21 protein-coding genes are annotated in these 18,423 nt (G+C 62.0%); 15 read left to right on the top strand and 6 right to left on the bottom strand.

The window, feature by feature from the left end; all coding sequences use genetic code 11:
• Positions 1 to 97 precede the first annotated feature (97 nt).
• Complete coding sequence (locus AC1RQ5_RS25805) at positions 98 to 775, top strand: nitroreductase (RefSeq protein ID WP_493202786.1); 678 nt, start codon at positions 98 to 100, stop codon at positions 773 to 775.
• A gap of 181 nt (positions 776 to 956) precedes the next feature.
• On the opposite strand, the gene AC1RQ5_RS25800 is transcribed toward AC1RQ5_RS25805, so the two are convergent.
• Positions 957 to 1,748: an enoyl-CoA hydratase/isomerase family protein gene (locus tag AC1RQ5_RS25800; protein WP_493203575.1), complete on the bottom strand. Its 792-nt coding sequence runs from the start codon at positions 1,746 to 1,748 to the stop codon at positions 957 to 959.
• A gap of 203 nt (positions 1,749 to 1,951) precedes the next feature.
• Here AC1RQ5_RS25800 and AC1RQ5_RS25795 point away from each other — a divergent pair, with 203 nt between their 5' ends.
• The 4 genes from AC1RQ5_RS25795 (at position 1,952) to AC1RQ5_RS25780 (ending at position 4,606) form a co-directional block, all read left to right on the top strand.
• The gene (locus AC1RQ5_RS25795; protein ID WP_493202784.1) at positions 1,952 to 2,617 is read left to right on the top strand and encodes a Crp/Fnr family transcriptional regulator; all 666 of its coding nucleotides are present in this window, start codon (positions 1,952 to 1,954) and stop codon (positions 2,615 to 2,617) included.
• Between the two features lie 15 nt (positions 2,618 to 2,632).
• Positions 2,633 to 3,478, top strand: coding sequence for a DUF6537 domain-containing protein (locus AC1RQ5_RS25790; protein WP_493202782.1), 846 nt, complete (start codon positions 2,633 to 2,635; stop codon positions 3,476 to 3,478).
• A gap of 168 nt (positions 3,479 to 3,646) precedes the next feature.
• A complete protein-coding gene (locus AC1RQ5_RS25785; protein ID WP_493203573.1) occupies positions 3,647 to 4,036 on the top strand; it encodes a DUF3307 domain-containing protein in 390 nt (129 codons plus the stop codon).
• Between the two features lie 156 nt (positions 4,037 to 4,192).
• Positions 4,193 to 4,606, top strand: a complete 414-nt coding sequence (locus tag AC1RQ5_RS25780; protein ID WP_398484117.1) for a hypothetical protein — start codon at positions 4,193 to 4,195, stop codon at positions 4,604 to 4,606.
• 1 nt (position 4,607) lies between these two features.
• On the opposite strand, the gene AC1RQ5_RS25775 is transcribed toward AC1RQ5_RS25780, so the two are convergent.
• Together AC1RQ5_RS25775 and AC1RQ5_RS25770 are read right to left on the bottom strand one after the other, a co-directional pair.
• Positions 4,608 to 4,937, bottom strand: a complete 330-nt coding sequence (locus AC1RQ5_RS25775) for a YkgJ family cysteine cluster protein (RefSeq protein ID WP_493202780.1) — start codon at positions 4,935 to 4,937, stop codon at positions 4,608 to 4,610.
• Positions 4,938 to 4,978: 41 nt separating this feature from the next.
• Positions 4,979 to 5,677 (bottom strand): helix-turn-helix transcriptional regulator, encoded by a 699-nt coding sequence (locus AC1RQ5_RS25770; protein WP_493202778.1) that lies wholly within the window; start codon positions 5,675 to 5,677, stop codon positions 4,979 to 4,981.
• A gap of 88 nt (positions 5,678 to 5,765) precedes the next feature.
• Here AC1RQ5_RS25770 and AC1RQ5_RS25765 point away from each other — a divergent pair, with 88 nt between their 5' ends.
• Together AC1RQ5_RS25765 and AC1RQ5_RS25760 are read left to right on the top strand one after the other, a co-directional pair.
• Entirely contained in the window at positions 5,766 to 5,957 is a 192-nt protein-coding gene (locus tag AC1RQ5_RS25765) for a hypothetical protein (protein ID WP_493202777.1), read from the top strand.
• A 57-nt stretch (positions 5,958 to 6,014) separates the two neighbouring features.
• Entirely contained in the window at positions 6,015 to 6,743 is a 729-nt protein-coding gene (locus tag AC1RQ5_RS25760) for a glutathione S-transferase family protein (protein ID WP_493202775.1), read from the top strand.
• 72 nt (positions 6,744 to 6,815) lie between these two features.
• Here AC1RQ5_RS25760 and AC1RQ5_RS25755 read toward each other — a convergent pair whose 3' ends face one another.
• On the bottom strand, positions 6,816 to 7,454 hold the full coding sequence (locus AC1RQ5_RS25755; RefSeq protein ID WP_493202773.1) for a pyridoxamine 5'-phosphate oxidase family protein: 639 nt from the start codon (positions 7,452 to 7,454) through the stop codon (positions 6,816 to 6,818).
• Between the two features lie 236 nt (positions 7,455 to 7,690).
• On the opposite strand from AC1RQ5_RS25755, the gene AC1RQ5_RS25750 reads away from it, so the two are divergent.
• Positions 7,691 to 8,602 carry a LysR family transcriptional regulator gene (locus AC1RQ5_RS25750; protein WP_493202771.1) on the top strand — a complete coding sequence of 304 codons (912 nt, stop codon included), beginning with the start codon at positions 7,691 to 7,693 and terminating at the stop codon, positions 8,600 to 8,602.
• Between the two features lie 101 nt (positions 8,603 to 8,703).
• Here AC1RQ5_RS25750 and AC1RQ5_RS25745 read toward each other — a convergent pair whose 3' ends face one another.
• Both AC1RQ5_RS25745 and pobA read right to left on the bottom strand, forming a co-directional pair.
• Positions 8,704 to 9,135, bottom strand: coding sequence for a PaaI family thioesterase (locus tag AC1RQ5_RS25745; RefSeq protein ID WP_493202769.1), 432 nt, complete (start codon positions 9,133 to 9,135; stop codon positions 8,704 to 8,706).
• Between the two features lie 223 nt (positions 9,136 to 9,358).
• Positions 9,359 to 10,531: a 4-hydroxybenzoate 3-monooxygenase gene (gene pobA, locus AC1RQ5_RS25740; RefSeq protein WP_493202767.1), complete on the bottom strand. Its 1,173-nt coding sequence runs from the start codon at positions 10,529 to 10,531 to the stop codon at positions 9,359 to 9,361.
• Positions 10,532 to 10,736: 205 nt separating this feature from the next.
• Here pobA and AC1RQ5_RS25735 point away from each other — a divergent pair, with 205 nt between their 5' ends.
• The 7 genes from AC1RQ5_RS25735 to AC1RQ5_RS25705 all read left to right on the top strand — a co-directional run bounded on the left by AC1RQ5_RS25735 (position 10,737) and on the right by AC1RQ5_RS25705 (position 18,411).
• Complete coding sequence (locus AC1RQ5_RS25735; protein WP_493202765.1) at positions 10,737 to 11,753, top strand: TRAP transporter substrate-binding protein; 1,017 nt, start codon at positions 10,737 to 10,739, stop codon at positions 11,751 to 11,753.
• Positions 11,754 to 11,951: 198 nt separating this feature from the next.
• Positions 11,952 to 12,518, top strand: a complete 567-nt coding sequence (locus tag AC1RQ5_RS25730) for a TRAP transporter small permease (RefSeq protein WP_493202763.1) — start codon at positions 11,952 to 11,954, stop codon at positions 12,516 to 12,518.
• 12 nt (positions 12,519 to 12,530) lie between these two features.
• Positions 12,531 to 13,835, top strand: coding sequence for a TRAP transporter large permease (locus AC1RQ5_RS25725; RefSeq protein WP_493203571.1), 1,305 nt, complete (start codon positions 12,531 to 12,533; stop codon positions 13,833 to 13,835).
• A gap of 4 nt (positions 13,836 to 13,839) precedes the next feature.
• Entirely contained in the window at positions 13,840 to 14,304 is a 465-nt protein-coding gene (locus AC1RQ5_RS25720; RefSeq protein ID WP_493202761.1) for a DUF3237 domain-containing protein, read from the top strand.
• Positions 14,305 to 14,481: 177 nt separating this feature from the next.
• Complete coding sequence (locus tag AC1RQ5_RS25715) at positions 14,482 to 15,414, top strand: cyclase family protein (protein WP_493202759.1); 933 nt, start codon at positions 14,482 to 14,484, stop codon at positions 15,412 to 15,414.
• Positions 15,415 to 15,605: 191 nt separating this feature from the next.
• Complete coding sequence (locus AC1RQ5_RS25710; protein WP_493202757.1) at positions 15,606 to 16,385, top strand: crotonase/enoyl-CoA hydratase family protein; 780 nt, start codon at positions 15,606 to 15,608, stop codon at positions 16,383 to 16,385.
• A gap of 148 nt (positions 16,386 to 16,533) precedes the next feature.
• On the top strand, positions 16,534 to 18,411 hold the full coding sequence (locus AC1RQ5_RS25705) for a feruloyl-CoA synthase (protein ID WP_493202755.1): 1,878 nt from the start codon (positions 16,534 to 16,536) through the stop codon (positions 18,409 to 18,411).
• Positions 18,412 to 18,423: the final 12 nt, after the last annotated feature.

Below are 18,423 nucleotides of genomic sequence, written 5' to 3'. Positions count from 1 at the left end.
GGATGCGGCAATCACAGAGCCAGGCCATCTCATAGTTCGAGACGGCGCCGAGTGGCGCCTCCTCACTATGAGGGGCTGAGTAAAGTACGAGGCCTACATGACCGACGCCATCGCTACACTCGAAACGCTTCTTACCGACCGCTACTCCTGCCGCGCCTATAAATCCGATGCCGTACCGCGCGAGATCATTGATCGCATTCTCACGGCCGCGCAGCGGACGGCGTCGTGGTGCAACAGCCAGCCGTGGCAGGTGACGATCACGTCGGGCGAAGCCACATCGAAGTTTCGAGATGTCCTCTATCCCGTCGCGGCATCGGGTACGCCGAGCAGCGGCGATTTCGAATTCCCGCGCGAATATAAAGGGCCCTATCTCGACCGCCGCCGCGAGAGTGGCTTTCAGCTCTACAACACGCTCGGCATCGCGCGTGGCGACAAGGCTGCCTATGCCGAGCAGGCGCTGCAGAATTTCAACTTCTTCGGCGCACCGCATGTGGCGATCATCACGTCGGATGAGGCGCTCGGCGTTTATGGGGCGGTGGACTGCGGCGGTTATGTCAATAATTTCATGCTGGCCGCACAAGCGCTTGGTGTCGCCACCGTACCGCAGGCCGCACTGGCGTTTCATTCTGCCGTTGTGCGCAAGCATTTTGGAATGGCGGATGATCGCCGTGTCGTGTGCGGCATTTCATTCGGCTATGCGGACATCGAGCACAAGGTGAACAGCTATCGCACGAGCAGGGCACAACTTGGTGATGTCGCGACGTTCGTGGAGTGACGTCATCGCAGCGACGCTCCTTCTTCACCTCTCCCCACCGGGGAGAGGTCGCCGCGTCTTCGCGGTGGGAGAGGGGGCGCCACGAATGACGTCGCTTGCGGCGCCCCCTCTCCCGGCTTGCTTCGCAATCCGACCTCTCCCCACCGGGGAGAGGTAACCGAGCGTCGCTGCGCACTCTCAGTTAGAACCTCGGCGCCCGCTTCTCCTTGAACGCCGTTGTCCCTTCCTTGATCTCGTCCCCGCGCATGCTGTCCCGAGCGCGTTGATCCGCGGCTTCCTCATCCAGCTCGCCGCGGGCGAATTCGTTGATTGCCTGTTTCATCCCGCGCATGGCCTTTGGCGCATTGCCGGACAACACTGTTGCGAGCTTGTCCACCTCGCCATCCAGCGCCCGCGTGGTCGCGATCGCCGTCAGATAGCCGATCCGCAGCATCTCATGCGCGTCGATCTTCTCCGCGGTCAGGAACAGCCGTTTGGCATTGTCCGCGCCGAGCCGGCTCACATAGCGTTTGATGCCGCCCCGGTAGTAGTGCAGCCCGAGCCTTGCGGCCGGCATGAACATCTCGGCCATGTCCACCCCGATGCGGAAGTCGCAGGCCAGCGCCAGATCCGTCGAGCCGCCGTAGACGCCGCCGTTCAGCCGGCAGATGGTCGGTACGCCGAGGTCCTCCAGCCGGTTGGCGACGGCCTCGAAGGCCGAGCCGGATGAGCCATCGGCGGGCGTGCTCGCCGCCCGGGCCGCAATCGCCGTCAGGTCGAAGCCGGCGCTGAAAGCGCGGCCGGTGCCGGTCAACACCAGCACCCGGATGGCCGGATTTGCCTCGACCCGGTCGAAATGAGCCATCAGCGTGTCCAGATCGGCCTGCGACAGCCGGTTCAGCTTGGCAGGGCGGTTGAGGCGGATGGTGGCGCGAGGGCCGTCGATGGTGAGGATTGGGGCCGAATTATCGGGGGTGTCTGTCGTTTCCGACATGTTGTTCTCCTTTGCAGCTGGCCGACGGTGCCCGTGCGCCCCGGGCGCGTCAATCGCCATGCCTGATCGGCGCATTTTCAGAAGTTGCAGGGCAGGCTATGATGACCCCATAGGTTCTATTGCGGCTCGCGCGCTTCCGGTCATTGATTTTTCATATGGACGGGACACATAGCGGGCGCACTCTCTGAAACCGGTTCGCGCCCATGGATATGTCCTATCTCCATCATTTCGGCAGTGCCGCCGCCACGATCTTCGTGGTGGCAACGGCCACCATGCGGACGATGATCCCACTGCGGGTGTTCGGCATCATGGCCAATCTGCTGCTGATCGCGATCTCGATCCCGACCCATAACTATCCGACGCTGGTGCTGCATGCAGTGTTGCTGCCGGTGAATATCTGGCGCCTGCGCCAGATGCTGCAGCTGGTGCGCGACGTGAAGAAGTCCGTGAATTCGGACCTGTCGATGGAGTGGCTGAAGCCGTTCATGACCAAGCAGAAATGCAAGGCGGGCGAAGTCCTGTTCTATAAGGACGAGAAGGCCGACCGGATGTTCTACATCGTCTCCGGCCGCTATCGCCTCGTGGAGTCCGGCATCGAGCTGCCGGTCGGTGCCATCGTTGGCGAGCTGGGCATGCTGTCGCCGCTCGGCGAGCGCACGCAGACGCTGGAATGCGTTGAGGCCGGTCTCGTGCTGAGCGTCACTTATGCGCAGGTGGAAGAACTCTACGTCCAGAATCCTGAATTCGGATTCTTTTTCCTGCGGCTAGCCAGTGCGCGGCTGTTCGAGAATATCGGCACGCTGGAAGCACGGCTGTCGCAGCGCGATGTGCCGATGCCTGTGCCGGTGGCGGCAGCGCAGGCCGTTTAACAGTCAGGGATCGTCGTGGTCGGCTTCACCAATGTCATCCGCTCGACCATCCGCGAGATCGCGGGGATCAACGATGTCGCTGCGGTAGAGTATCCGGTCGGGCTTCCGGCAGCGGTGCAGCCAATCGCACAGGATGCTGTTGCACTTTTGATCGACTATCAGAGCGAAGCCTATGCACAGCTCTATTGCGATCGCCTCCGCCGATTCATCGGCAAGCGCGGTGTCGATGACGATTTGTTCGTCGAGATCGCGCAATTGCTTGTTGCACGCATGGGCTATCTCGATCCGATCCGCATCGCGCAATTGAAGCTGCAGGAGCCCGTGACGCCGGGCCGCAAGTCCGTGGTGGACAAGCGGCGCTTCCGCCTGGACGAACTCGTGTCGTCGCTTCCCGATATCGTCGGCAAGCCCGCCATGCGGCTGCTGGAGCGCATCTATTGCGCGCATCGCACGATGCAGATCCGCTTCAGCAAGGCGAGCATTGTCGGCATCAAACGCCTCGAATTCGAGGCCTGGCTGCGGCATTGGCGCCGCCTGTCGACGCGCTACGAGCAGGAGCGCGTCTGGGTCGAGCGCTGGCTGCATATGATCGACCGCGCGTTGACCAAACGGCCTGATGCGGTGATTGCGGTGGTGCGTTCGGCCACCATGATCGAAGGCTATGGCACCGGCTATCGCCATGGGATGGCAGCCTGGCACCAGATCATCGATGGCCTCGCAAAACCGAGCTTCGACGGCCTGCTCGATATCGCCGATCTCAGTGGCGCCATCGAGCGCGCCCGCACGGTGCCGCGCGATCCCAAGGGGGAGCAATTGCGGAAGGCGATCGGCGAGTTGCGCGGCCATGTGCTGGCGCATTGATATGCGCAAGCGCATTGACGGCGTGGCAAAAGGCGCAACACGATGCGGTGAGTTTACCGGTTCCGCGGCGTGCATTCCCGGCGCCGGGATGTCATAAATGGGGCGAGCGACGGTCGGCCGAGAGGTCGCCCGTTGTGACTGCAAAAAGGGGCCAGCGTGTTTCCTGCAATGTCGTCGTCGATTGCTCTGGGCGGGCTTGTCGGCTGGATGCTCGCGCTCACGGTCAAGCACGTGATCGCGGACTTCATGCTGCAAAATGCCTGGCTCGCAATGGGCAAGGATCAGAAGACCGGCTGGGCGCTGCCGCTGCTCATTCATTGCGCGATTCATGGCGTGCTCACGACCGCCATCATTGCCGCTGTTCAGCCAAAGCTCTGGTTTCTCGGGCTGGTTGATTTCGCGATCCACATCACGATCGATCGCGCCAAGGGATGGACGGTGGCGCATTACGGCGTCACGCAGGCCTCGCGCTGGTTCTGGTGGCTGATCGGAATCGACCAGGCTTTGCACCATCTGACCGGCTTTTTTCTCGCCATTTACATCGTCGCAAACAGCTGAATCGTCGAAAGTGTTGCGGCGAGCTTGTGTCAGGCTTGCGGCGGCCGCTGCCATATTTACCACTGTTGCGCAAGAGTCGCACCCGGCCGTTAAGCCTATTGGTTAACCGCACGTTAGCAAATTGAACCGCATCCTCGCTATCGAGGAGAACAACCCATGTGGTCCAGCCGTCAAGCTTTTGAGAACGATCGTTGCCCCGTCAGTGATGATCTGCTCGGTGCGATGTATCGTGCGAATGAAAATGGCCTGCCCCATCTCGTTGCCAGCGTGCCGTCAGAAGTGCGCGCGATGCTGGCGCTGTTCTGCTATCGCCGCAATCACATGCATGCGCTTGCGATCTCCATCGCATCGAGCTGCAACGAGCGCGAGCTGATCGAGCATGGCGGCCGCGTCGGTTCCACGCTTTACGCGCTCGCCAACGAAGCGCCTGCGGTGCGCAGCGTGTCGGTGTCGGCCTATAGCAGCCGCAAGGCGATTACGCTGTCGACCAAACCGCTGTCGACGCTGGCGCCGATGGACGATGATCTCGACGACGAGATCGAAACCGAACGCGACCGCGTCATCGCTTAAGTTACCAGTCCGGGGCTGCCAGGATCGGCAGTCCGTGGCGGCGCCTAGCCATGGCGCATTCGGGATCGCCGGGCATGCAGGTCCGGCACACATCCGGCCGGATCTCATAGATCCCGCAGGCGACGAATTCGCCAACTTTGCCCGTCAGCGCGCTGCAGCGATCGCCATCGCAGCGCATGCCTGACTGCCGCTCATTCACGAATTTCTCCGGGATCAGATCGAGCTCCGCATCATCCTCGATGGTGAAGCGCGGCCAGTTGCTCGAATAGGAGCAGCAGGCGCCGCAGGCCTGACACGGGCTGTCGTCAGCAATGGGAGCGGTGGTCGTCATGGCGCGCGGTTTAGCGCGATCGGCAGCAGGTGGCCAGCCGATCACGCATCCGTCGGCGGTTCCCAAGCCAGCGTCTTGCGCCAGCGGCTGCGCAGCACTTCGCGCCTTTCCGGGTATTTTTCGTCGAGATATTCGGCTGTCACCGCGCGGTCGGTGCGAAAACTGCGGAAATCCCCGCGGAGTTCGCACCAGGCCGCGAGCAGGCGCACGGCTTCGAGATAGCCCACGGCAATCGGCCAGATGATGCGCTCGCTGGCGCGGCCGGATTCGTCGCGGTAGCAGAGCCGCACTTTCTTGCCGGCATGAATATGCGCGCGCATCTGCACCATATCGAGCGCATCCGGGATGCCGATGAAATTCGGTCGGGCACGGCTGGCCGGCTCCAGTACAAAGGGCCGAAGTTTTTCCGGAACGGTGTCGGCAATCTTGGCGATCAGATCCTTCGCCGCTGTGGCGAGCGCCGGATCGGCATGGCCCATCACCCATTGCGCGCCGAGCACGGCGGCTTCGATCTCGTCAGGTGTCAGCATCAGAGGCGGCATGTCGAACCCACTCTCGAGAATGTAGCCCATGCCGGCCTCGCCGCGAATCGGCACGCGCTGGCCCATCAGGGTCGCGATATCGCGATAGATGGTGCGTTTGGACGTCTCCAGTTCGGTGGCAATCGCGTCAGCCGTCAGTGGCTTTCGCGTCCGCCGCAGCACCTGGATGATTTGGAACAGGCGATCCGCACGTCTCATTGCATCCTCGTCGCATGATGCTGACAGCATGTTGTCAGCAGGGGTCCGTCATACAGGAGCCAACCCTGAACACGGAAGGATTCCTGCGATGAACGCATTCGAAAGCCTGGGCTGTCCCCAGGACGACAGGCTCTGGCACCTGCGCGCCTGGCTGCTGGAGCGCGCCATAATCCTCATGGCCGGCGATTGGCGTTGGGCGTTGTTCGGGCTCATCTGCCGGATGATATCGGCGGGACTGACGCAAGCGCGCCTGTGGTTCGTGTCCACCACCCGCTGCTGACACCACGGTGGCAGCAGCGTCCCTCTAGAACGTCATCATCATCATCGGGAGAACGACATGATTACGCTTCACGGCGGCGGCGCAGGCTTCGGCCTGCCGGAGGTCAGCCCTTTCGTCACCAAGACCGAGGTCCAGCTCAAAATGGCGGGGCTCGCCTATCGCAAGCAGCCGTCAAAGCCGATGGCGTCACCGAAGGGACAGATGCCCTTCATCGAGGACGGTGCCGAGACCATTGCCGATTCAAGTTTCATCCGTGCGCATATCGAGAGCCAGCACGGAATCGATTTTGATGAAGGGCTCGATCTCTCTCAACGCGCGCAGGCCTGGGCCATGGAGCGGATGATCGAACATCATGTTTATTTCGCGCTGGTCGGTGCCCGCTGGCTGAATGACGAGAATTTTGCGAAAGGCCCGGCGCAATTCTTCGACGATCTTCCAGCAACGCAGCGCGATGGCGTACGCGCGGCCGTCCGCGAGCAGGTGAAGCATAATTATCTGGTTAGCGGTCTCGGCCGGCATTCGCCGGATGAGGCGCTCGAACTCGCCGGCCGCTCGCTGATGGCGCTGTCGCTGCTGCTGGCGGACAAGCCCTATCTGATGGGGGAACGTCCATGCGGCGCCGATGCAACGGCCTTCGCTGTATTGGCCGGCATCATGACGCCGTATTTCGATTCACCTCTGCGGCAGCGGTTGATGCAGTTCGGCAATCTCACGGCCTATGTGGATCGCATGATGGCGCGTTTCTATCCGGAACATGCCTGGCAGTGTCACGCCGAGGCGGCGTGACGGCTCCCTACCTGTCGTCGCCCGGCTTGACCGGGCGATCCAGTACACATAGCAGCCAGTGAGTTTACTGGGTCACCCGGTCAAGCCGGGTGACGACAAAGTTTGTTTGAGGCTAGCCAATTCAGCCTCCAACTCCGCGATCCTCGCATCGCGCTGGGCGACCGCCTGCGCCACATCCGCCGCATCGAATTTTTGTGGAATGTGCTGCGGGCAGTTGGTGTCCCAAGCAGACACAGTGAACAGAATCACCTGTTCAGGCCGCGCGCGATAGCCTTTCGGCATCATCGAGTCGATCAGCGCCTTGTCGTCCTCGATCACCTTTGCGGTGCCCCAGATCTTCACACGGCGACGATGGACATAGTCCATGATGAAGATATTGGCCTTGGGATTCTCCGTCAGATTTCCCTGCGTGATGTATTGCCGGTTGCCGCTGAAATCGGCGAAGGCGATCGTGTTCTTGTCGATCACCTTGATAAAACCCTTCGGGCCGCCACGATGCTGCATATAGGGCTGGCCGTCGGCGCTCGCCGTCGCCAGATAGAAGCTGTTGGTGTGGGCGAGGAATTCCGCGAGATTGTCGTCGATCTCGGTCTGCCAGCCGCCGCTCTCTTCCACATGTGCGTAGGATTTGCGCGAGCCCTTGCGGGCCTGGATCGCCTTGACGGCAGGCGAGAAGGCGATGTCGCTGGAATAAACATGGGTGTCGGACATCTGAGCCACCTTTCTGTTTCCTGCCCAATATGGCCTTCGGCCGTGCCAGCAACAATTATCGCGATTGACACTTCATTGTTGCGGATATTGAAATAGTGGTGGAATGGCCTCACGCCGTCCCTCATGGTGAGGAGGCGCGAAGCGCCGTCTCGAACCATGAGCTGGCGTGGCTCCGAGTGTGTGGCCATCCTTCGAGACGCGGCCTGTGGCCGCTCCTCAGGATGAGGGGAGAGTTTATGGACCGCATCGAAGCCATGACGGCCTTTGTCACGGTGGCCGACCTGCAGGGCTTTGCGCCTGCAGCGCGCCGCCTCGGCATTTCCGCATCCGCCGTCACGCGGCTGGTGGCTTCGCTGGAAGAGCGGCTGGGCGCCCGGCTGCTGCAGCGGACCACGCGGTCGGTGACACTGACAGATGTCGGCGCGCGCTATCTCGAACGGGCGCGGCGCATCCTGGCTGATCTCGAGGAAGCCGATGGCGCAGCCCAGGCCGAGCAGGCGCAGCCGAGCGGCCGGCTGGTTGTCGCCGCTCCCGTGGGCTTCGGGCGGCTGCATGTGACGCCGCTGATGTCGGCCTATCTGCAGCGCTATCCCGACGTGTCGGGCGAGCTCCGGCTCAATGATCGCATGGTCAATCTGGTGGAAGAGGGCGTCGATGTCGCCGTCCGGGTCGGTGAGCTCGCCGATTCCAGCCTGGTGGCGCGGCAGGTCGGCGATATGCGGCGCATTGTTGTGGCCTCGCCGGACTATCTCAAGCGCCGCGGCGAGCCGAAGACACCGGAGGCGATTGCCGAACATGACACGATCCAGTTCGGTGCGGCCGTCGTCTCGCCGGAATGGAAGTTCGCGCGGGACGGGCAGGATCTGCGCATCCCGTACACGCCGCGCTTCATCTGCAATGTCGCGGATGCTGCCATCTGGCATGCGGCGCAGGGCGGCGGGCTGACGCGGGTGCTCGCCTATCAGGCCGCGGAGGCGCTGGCGGCGGGGAAGCTGAAAGTGGTGCTGGCGGCGTTCGAGCAGCCAGCAATTCCGATTCATGTCGTCTATCCCACCTCGCGCCTGCTATCGGCAAAGGTGCGGGCGTTCATCGATCTGGCGGTGGAGACGACGGATTGGCGGTTTGGTGAGAAGCGTAGGATGGGTTGAGCGAAGGCGCGAAGCGCCGGAGCGATAACCCATCGGCGGAGCCTGCCGCGTGGTTTGAATGATGGGTTTTCGCTGCGCTCAACCCATCCTACGGCAGCGAGTCATTCCTTCTGCGTCACCACGCTGAAGGTCCCATTCGCCCGCGCACATGGCACGCCGTCGGCAGTGACCAGCGCCTGCGCGAAACACAGACGGCTGCCGGTTTTCACCACATCGGTTACGATCTCCAGCCACTGGCCGATTTTCGCGGGCCCAAGAAAATCAGCGGAGAGGTTCACCGTGACAAGCCGCGTGCCGCCGCCTGCAACATGGCCGCAGCTCAGGCCCATGGCATTGTCGGCGAGCGCCGTGATGAGGCCGCCATGCGCCATGCCGCGCGAATTGGTGTGGGGCTCGGCGATGCGCAGGCCAAGGATGACGGCGCTATCGGTGGTCTTCGAATAGATCGGCTCCCACGGTGCGGTAAGCGGGCTCTTGCGGAAATGCGGCGCGAAACCTTCGGGGATAGGATCTTGGGGAATGGTGTCGGTCATGCGCGTATTTGAAACGAAAAGAGACGCGAGCGACAGGCCAACAAAGTTTCAAACGGGAATGATGGCGCGTTTAAAACAGGCGGGACGAGGGCGGAATAGCTCCCCGTCCGTCATCACCCGCGAAAGCGGGTGATCCAGTCAACACGGACCAATCGTTTCACGACGTCGGCGGAGTTTGCTGGGTCACGCGGTCAAGCCGGGTGACGACAAAAGAGCGAGGTGCCTAATACGGCAGCCCCACATAATTCTCCGCCAGCGAGGCGCGCGCCACATCCGAATGCACGACGTAATCCAGCTCGGCCTGCTGCAGCTTGGTGCCGAAGCCGTCCGTATCGGGGAAACGATGCATCATGGATGTCATCCACCACGAGAAGCGCACGGCTTTCCACACGCGCTTGAGCGCGGTGACCGAATAGTTATCGAGGCCCGCGGATGACTTCTCGTCGTAATATTCGCGCAGCGCCATCGACAGATAATGCACGTCCGAGGCCGCGAGATTGAGACCCTTGGCGCCGGTAGGTGGCACGATATGGGCAGCGTCGCCGGCGAGAAACAACTTGCCGAAGCGCATCGGCTCCGCGACAAAACTACGCAGCGGCGCGATGCTCTTTTCCAGCGACGGGCCAGTGATCAGGCTTTCGGCAGCTTCCGGATCGAGACGGCGGCGCAGCTCGTCCCAGAACATGTCGTCGGTCCAGGTCTCGACCTTCTCGTCGAGGGAGCACTGCACATAATAGCGGCTGCGGGTCGGAGAGCGCATCGAGCACAAAGCAAAGCCGCGGGCGTGATTGGTGTAGATCAGCTCCGGCGACACCGGCGGCGTATCCGAGAGTAAGCCCAGCCAGCCGAACGGATAGACGCGCTCATAGGCATGTACCGCGGAGGCGGGGATCGCCTGCCGGCTGGCGCCGTGAAAACCGTCGCAGCCGGCGATGAAATCACACAGCAATTCATAGGTGACGCCGTCTTTTTCGTAGCGGACGCGCGGCTTGTCGCTGTCGAAATCATGCAGGCGGACGTTATCGGCGTCGTAAATGGTCTTGAGGCCGGCTCTGGCGCGCGCATCCATCAGGTCGCGCGTGACTTCGGTCTGGCCATAGACGGTGACGGTCTTGCCGCCGGAGGCTGCCTTGAGGTCGATGCGATGGCGGGTGCCGCCGAACAGCAGTTCGATGCCGTCATGGATCAGGCCTTCGTGGTGCAGGCGCTCGGTGATCCCCAGCGTCTCCAGCAGGCCGACGGTGCCCTGTTCGAGCACGCCTGCGCGGATCCGCGCCAGCACATAGTCGCGATCCTTGCGTTCCAAGATGACGTTGTCGATGCCATAGGAGTGCAACAGCTGCCCGAGCAGCATGCCCGCCGGACCGGCACCGATGATCGCAACTTTCGTGCGCACGACTTACTCCCGTCATTGATATTGACTCAGTCTCAAGGCTCAGTTGACAAGTCAAGCGCCGTGGCGAGACTGACATCCGTCAAGCTTGCAATGATCGTTATAAGATATAACAATATCCGCCAAGGGCCATTCAAGGTCCGGTGAATAGTCCGAGAGGACAGGGTTCAGTGGAAAAATCCACGGACGCACAGAGGGAGAGACGTCGATGAGGAAGACGCTGATGGCGTTGCTCGCGGCCGGCTGCATGTTGCCGATCGCCGCGCAGGCACAGGACAAGACCGTCAATCTGAAAGTATCGCTGTGGGTTCCCCCGGCGCATCCGCTGGTGCCCGCGACGCAGGCCTGGGCTGCCGATATCGAGAAGGCGTCGGGCGGCAGCATCAAGCTGTCGGTGTTCCCCTCGGAGCAGCTCGGCAAGGCGTTCGATCATTACGACATGGCGCGCGATGGCATCGCCGATGTCACTTACGTCAATCCCGGCTACCAGCCGGGCCGCTTCCCGATCGCCGCGGCCGGCCAGCTTCCTTTCGTGTTCAACGAAGGCAAGAAGGGCACGCAGGCGTTCAACGAGTGGTACCAGAAATACGCCAAGACGGAGATGAAGGACACCAAGCTGTGCTTCGCCTTCATCCACGCGCCTGGCTCGATTCATAGCAAGAAGAAGATCGTGGTGCCCGACGATCTCAAGGGCGTGAAGGTGCGTCCGGCACAGAGCACGATCGGCGAAATGGTGAAGCTGTTCGGCGGCACCAATGTGCAGGCGTCCGCGCCAGAATCGCGCGACGCGATCGAGCGTGGCGTGGCTGACGCGATCTTCTTCCCGTGGGGCTCGATCTTCCTGTTCGGCATCGACAAGGTGGTGAAGTATCACATCGACGCGCCGCTCTATTCGACGGTGTTCACCTACAACGTCAATCTCGCCAAATATAATTCCATGTCGCCTGGGCAGAAGAAGATCATCGACGATCACTGCTCGCCGGAATGGGCGGCGAAGGTCACCGATCCCTGGGTGGACTATGAATTCGCTGGCATCGCCAAGATGAAGGCGCTGCCGGATCATGAGGTCTATCCGCTGACGCCGGAGCAGCTTGCCACCTGGAAGAAGGGCGTCGAGCCGCTGCATGCAGCATGGGCTGCCGCGGTGAAGAAAGCCGGCGGCGATGCGGATGCCATCGATGCGGAGCTCAAGGCCTCGCTGAAGAAGCATAATGCCGGGCTGTGAGCTTCTTAACCTCTCCCCGCTTGCGGGGAGAGGTCGCCTGTAAAATGCGAAGCATGTGGAAGGCGGGTGAGGGGGCTCTCCACACGCTCCGCAGTTCGCCGAGAGCCCCCTCATCCCTCCAGGCTTCGTTGCGCTACGCCGGGCCACCTTCTCCCCGCAAGCGAGGAGAAGGCACCACCGCTGCCTCAGGAATTCCTCATGACCTCCACCCCCGAAGTCACCGCCGATGGCGCGCTCACCGGACCGCCGGAGCCGCGCAAGAAGAACGTGATGGATCGCTTCATCGATTCCATCGAATGGATCGCCGCGTTCTTCGTCGGCGTCGTCGCGCTGAACACTTTTATCGCCGTGTTCATGCGCAAGTTCTTCGCCGTCACGATCCCAGATTACTACAATGTCGGCCAGTTCATGCTGGGCGTGCTGATCTTCTGGGGTATCGCCGCCACCAGCTATCGCGGCTCGCACATCACCGTCGATCTGGTCTGGGCCAATGCCACGCCAAAGTATCAGCGCTGGATCGACGTGTTCGCGACCCTGGTGCTGCTGTTTGTCGTGAGCGTGCAGACCTACACGTTGTTCGACAAGGTGGTGGACACCTACAATAGCGGGCTCGTCACCATGGACCTGCAATTGCCGGTGTGGCCGTTCTTCCTGCTGTCATGGATCGGCGACGGGGCGGCCGTGCTCCTGATCGCCATCCGCACCTATCGGCTCGTGATGCATCCGGACGAAATGCACGAGCCCAAGATCAAGACCGCGGAGTAACCGGCGATGGAATTGAGCAATGAAGCGGTCGCGGTCATCGGCTTTGTCAGCCTGTTCGCGCTGATGCTGCTGCGCGTGCCGGTCGGCATGGCCATGGGCCTCGTGGGCATCACCGGTTTTGGCTACATCACCGGCTTCGCGCCGGCGCTGAAACTGGTGGGCCAGACCACCATGCGCACGGTGACGGATTATTCCTTCGGCGTGATCCCGATGTTTTTGCTGATGGGCGCCTTCGTCTCGGTGTCCGGCATCAGCCGCGAATTGTTTCGCGCAGCGAATACATTCGTCGGGCACTGGAAGGGTGGCCTCGGCATCGCCACCATCGCGGCCTGCGGCGGCTTTGCGGCGATCTCCGGCTCGTCCGTGGCGACCGCAGCGACGTTCTCCGCAGTGGCCTATCCGGAAATGCGGCGGCACAATTATCCGCAGAGCTTTGCCACCGGTGTCATCGCCGTCGGCGGCACGCTTGGCGCCATGCTGCCGCCATCCACGGTGCTGGCGGTCTATGGCATCATCACCCAGCAGGATATCGGCAAGCTGTTCATTGCCGGCATCGTGCCGGGCCTGCTGGCGATCGTCATGCACATGATCACCATCGCCATCATCGGCGTGGTGAAGCCCGGCTTTCTGCCCGAAGGCCCGAAAGCCTCGTGGCGCGAACGCGCGGCCGCCATCCGCGACGTGTGGTCGCCGCTGCTGCTGTTCGTCTTCGTGATCGGCGGGCTCTATGGCGGCTTCTTCATTCCGACCGAGGCGGGGGCGGTCGGCGCCGTCGGTGCGTTCCTGATCGGGGTGATGCGGGGCAAGCTGAACAAGGAAGGTATCCTGCAATCGCTGCTGCAGGCGACCCGCACGGCTGCGGCCGTGTTCACCGTGCTGATCGGCGCGCTCTGCTTCGGCTATTTTCTCACGGTGACGCAGACGCCGCAGCATGTGACGGAGTTCCTCACCGGCCTCGGCATCGGCCCCTATGGTGTGCTGGCGCTGATCCTGCTGATGTATCTGGTGCTCGGCTGCCTGATGGATGCCATGGCCATGGTGATCCTCACGGTGCCGATCGTGTTCCCCGTGATCATGGCGCTCGGCTTCGATCCGATCTGGTTCGGCATCATCATCGTGATGACCGTCGAGCTCGGCCTGATCCATCCGCCGGTCGGCATGAATGTCTTCGTCATCAAGAGCGTGATCAAGGACGTCACCATGTCCACGATCTTCAAGGGTGTGCTGCCCTTTGTGGCGACCGATCTCGTGCGGCTGGTGCTGTTGATCCTGTTCCCGATCATCGCCACGTGGCTGCCGATGCGAATGCTGGGGTGAGGCGATGAGCGTGCCGGAATTGAAGACGAAATATGTGTTCAGCCTTGCGATCCAGGTCGGGACGCCCGTGGTCGCCGGCGATCTCGGCTATGGCACCCGGCGCGTCATCCCTGTGCTCGGTGGCACCGTGAAGGGCGAGGGGATCAACGGCACGATCCATCAGGGCGGTGCTGATTTCCAGATCATCCGTCCGGATGGCTTTACGGAGCTGGAAGCGAAATACACATTCGAGCTCGATGATGGCGCGGTGATCTATATCGCCAATTACGGCATCCGCTTCGGGCCGAAAGAGGCGCTGGACCGCATCGCCCGTGGCGAGATCGTCGATCCCCGCCTGATCTATTTCCGATCGGTGCCGAAATTCGAGACCGCGCATCCGGACTATCGCTGGCTGATGCAGAACCTGTTCATCGGCGTCGGTGCCCGGCATCCGGACCGCGTGGAGCTTGCGGTGCATCAGGTGCTGTAGAGCACCGTCCTCTCCGCCGTCATTGCGAGCGTAGCGAAGCAATCCAGTTTTCGCTTGCGGCGCTGGATTGCTTCGTCGCTTCGCTCCTCGCAATGACGGTGATACTTACTTTCACCCTAATTGCTGTAGTCTACTCCCCATCGACCGGAAACATCCGGCGAACACAGGGAGGCGACGATGTTGAGAGCAGCTTTGCTTGGAAGTGCCGTATCGCTTGTGATGGCCATGCCCGCATGGGCGCAGGACTGGACCAAATCGAAATGGGGCCCGACTGACGAGATCGGCGCGGCCAACTACATCACCCCCGAACGCGTGAAGGCCGCAGCCCAACTGGTGAAGACCGGCAAGACCTATGCACTCGGCATTCCCGTCGGTTCCGATACACCGGCCTATCCGCCGCGGTCGGTGAAGGTCACCATCGTGCAGCCCGGCCAGGCCGGCAATCACGGCATCGGTCCCAACAACGCCACCTATAATGACGACATGATCACTGGCTGGGTTGGCGTCGGCAGCCAGATGGACGGGCTCGGCCATCTCGGCGTCGATCACGTCTATTACAACGGCAACAAGATCGCGGATTTCGGCGATGTCAGCGGCCTGAAGAAGCTCGGTATCGACAAGGTCCCACCGATCGTGGCGCGCGGCGTGATGCTCGACATGGCCGCCTATTACAAGACCGATGTGGTCAAGGAAGGCACCGCCTTCAACACCAAGGAGATCGAGGAAGCCGCCAAGGCGCAGGGCGTCGAGATCAAGGAGGGCGATGTGGTGCTGTTCCACACCGGGTGGCTCAGCCTCGTCGGCAAGGACGACAAGCGCTACAATGGCGGCGAGCCCGGCCTCGGCGTCGAGGGCGCAAAATTTCTCACCGGCAAGGGCGTGGTGGCCGTCGGCGCGGATACCTGGGGCGTCGAGGTGGTGCCGTTCGAGAAGAACACCGTGTTCGAGGTGCACCAGATCCTGCTGGCCATGAACGGCACCTATATTCTCGAAAACATGGACACGTCCGAACTCGCCAAGGACAAGGGCTACGAGTTCCTGTTCGTGCTCGGCCAGCCGCGGTTCAAGGGCGGGGTGCAGAGCATGATCAATCCGGTGGCGATCAGGTAGGGCGACAATTGAGAGCGCGTAGGATGGGTTGAGCGAAGGCGCAAAGCGCCGGAGAGATACCCATCACCGCGGCTCCGGTGCCTGTGGCGATGGGTATCGCTCCGCTCAACCCATCCTACGGCCCCAGCGGTTGACTCGCGCCCAATCCGTTATAGTATATAATTATTCTTCCGGAGACTTATTTGGCGCCGATGTCCCAGACTGCTTCCCTGCTCCAGACCGAAACCCGTGGCCGGGTGCTGCTGGTCGGCCTGAACCGTCCTGCCAAGCGCAATGCGCTGAATGACGGAATCATCCTCGAAATCGAGCAGGTTTTCCGCGCGCTACCGGACGATATCGGTGCCATCGTGATCCACGGCATCGGCGGTCATTTCTCGGCCGGTCTTGATCTCTCCGAACTGCAGGAGCGTGACGCCACCGCGGGCCTGATGCACTCCCGCATGTGGCACCGCGTGTTCGACCTGATCCAGCACGCCCGCGTGCCCGTCGTGGCTGCGCTGCAGGGCGCTGTGATCGGCGGCGGGCTTGAATTGGCCTGTGCCGCGCATATCCGCGTTGCCGACCCTTCTGCCTATTACGCGCTACCGGAGGGGAGCCGCGGCATCTTTGTCGGCGGCGGCGCCTCGATGCGGTTGCCGCGCCTGATCGGCGTGCACCGGATGGCGGACATGATGCTCACCGGCCGTGTCTATAAAGCGGAAGAGGGCATCACGCTTGGCTTCGCGCAATATCTCACCAACGCCGATGGTGCGCTCACCAAGGCGCTCGAACTCGCCGAGCGCGTGGCGCAGAATGCGCCGCTGACGAATTTCGCCGTATTGCAGGCGTTGCCGCTGATCGCCGAGGCAAGCCCGCAGACCGGCCTGATGCTGGAATCTCTGATGGCTTCGGTGGCGCAGAGCGATCAGGAGGCGAAGAACCGCATCCGGGATTTTCTGGAGAAGAAAGTCGGCAAGGTGAAATCCGACTGACGACCACCGTCATTGCGAGCGCAGCGAAGCAATCCAGTCTTTCTTCACTCGGCTTCTGGATTGCTTCGTCGCTTACGCTCCTCGCAACGACGGAGTTATAACTAAGAACAAAAAAAACGGGACGGACGACACAAGGGACGGGACAGTCATGTCTGCAGTGGCGACGACGAGCGACCAGACCAGCGCGGCACAACATCCGCTGCGCCCGATCTCCTATGGCGATCCGGCCGTGCGTGTGGAGCGCCGCGACGACGGCACCATCTATCTCCGCCCGACCAATGCCATCGGCGACTATCCCACCCGAGTCACCGACTATCTGCATCACTGGGCCAAGGAGACGCCGGATCGCGTTTTCATGGGCGAGCGCGGCGAGGGCGATGGCTGGCGCGAGATCACCTATGCGCAGATGCTGGACGCGGCGCGCCGCATCGCCTCGGCGCTATTGGCGCGAAACCTGTCGCCGGATCGGCCGATCATGATTCTGTCCGGTAATTCCATCGATCATGCACTGGTGGCGTTCGGTGCGCTCTATGCGGGGATTCCGTTTGCACCGGTGTCGCCCGCCTATTCGCTGGTGTCGAAGGACTACGGCAAGCTGAAATATCTGATGGGGCTTCTGACCCCCGGTCTTGTTTTCGTCGATGACGGCGATGTGTTCGCTGATGCCATCCGCTTCAACGTGCCGGTTGATGTCGAGGTCGTGGTGTCGCGCGGCACGTTGCCCGATCGTCGCCCAACGCAACTGTCGGATCTTTTGACGACACCGGAGGCCGCGGGTCTCGACGCCGCGCATCAGGCCATCGGCCCGGATACGATCGCAAAATTCCTGCTCACCTCAGGCTCGACCGGCAATCCGAAAGCCGTGATCAATACGCAGCGCATGATGTGCGCCAACCAGATCATGCTGCGCGATACGCTCGCCTTTTTGAAAGACGAGCCGCCGGTGATCATCGACTGGTTGCCGTGGAATCACACCTTTGGCGGCAATCACAATATCGGACTGACGCTGTTCAATGGCGGCTCGATGTATCTCGACGAAGGCAAGCCGACCCCGGCGGGCATCGCGGAAACTATCCGTAATCTCCGCGAGATTTCGCCGACGGTCTATTTCAACGTCCCCAAAGGCTATGAGTCGTTGCTGCCCTATCTGCGCGAGGACGCGCAGCTGCGTGAAAAATTCTTTGCGCGGCTGCATGCGATGTTCTTCTCTGGCGCAGCACTGTCCCCTTATGTGTGGGGCAGTCTCGACGAGCTCTCGGTGCAGACCACTGGCAAGCGCGTGCCGATGTTGACCGGGCTTGGCGCCACGGAAACCGCGCCGTTCTTCATGTGCGTGACACCGCTCACCAGCCGCTCCGGCCATGTCGGCCTTCCCGTGCCGGGCAATGACGCAAAACTGGTGCCCAACAACGGCAAGATGGAAGTCCGTGCCAAGGGTCCCAATGTCACGCCGGGCTATTGGCGTCAGCCGGACCTCACCGCCAAGGCGTTCGATGACGAGGGTTACTATATTTTCGGCGATGCGCTGAAGGCGGTCGATCCCGATGACTTCGATGCCGGCTTCGATTTCGACGGCCGTATCTCCGAGGATTTCAAGCTCGGCAGCGGCACCTGGGTCAGCGTTGGCCCGCTGCGGGCGCGCTTTGTCGGCACCTGCGCGCCACTGGTCCGCGATGTCGTCATCGCCGGCATCAATCGCGATGAGCTGGCGGCGCTTGTGGTGCTCGATCTCGATGGCTGCCGCGTCATCAATCCCGACCTTCCGGCCGGCGATCTCGCTGCTGCAGCGCATGATCCGGTGGTTCGCGACGCCTTCCGTGACCGGCTGGCGCAGTTCATGGCGGGCGCCACCGGCTCGTCCACCCGGATTGCCAAGGCCGTGTTGCTGGACACGCCACTCTCCATCGACAAAGGCGAGGTGACCGACAAGGGCTCGATCAACCAGCGCGCGGTGCTGGAGCATCGGGCGGCGCTGATTGACGATATCTATACGGGGAGCGAAGCGGCGCGGGTGATCGCCGTCTAGCCGTTAAGCCTG

It is taken from the genome of Tardiphaga sp. GW821-FHT12E02, from assembly GCF_058807155.1.
This window is presented reverse-complemented; position numbering and strand designations above follow the sequence as displayed.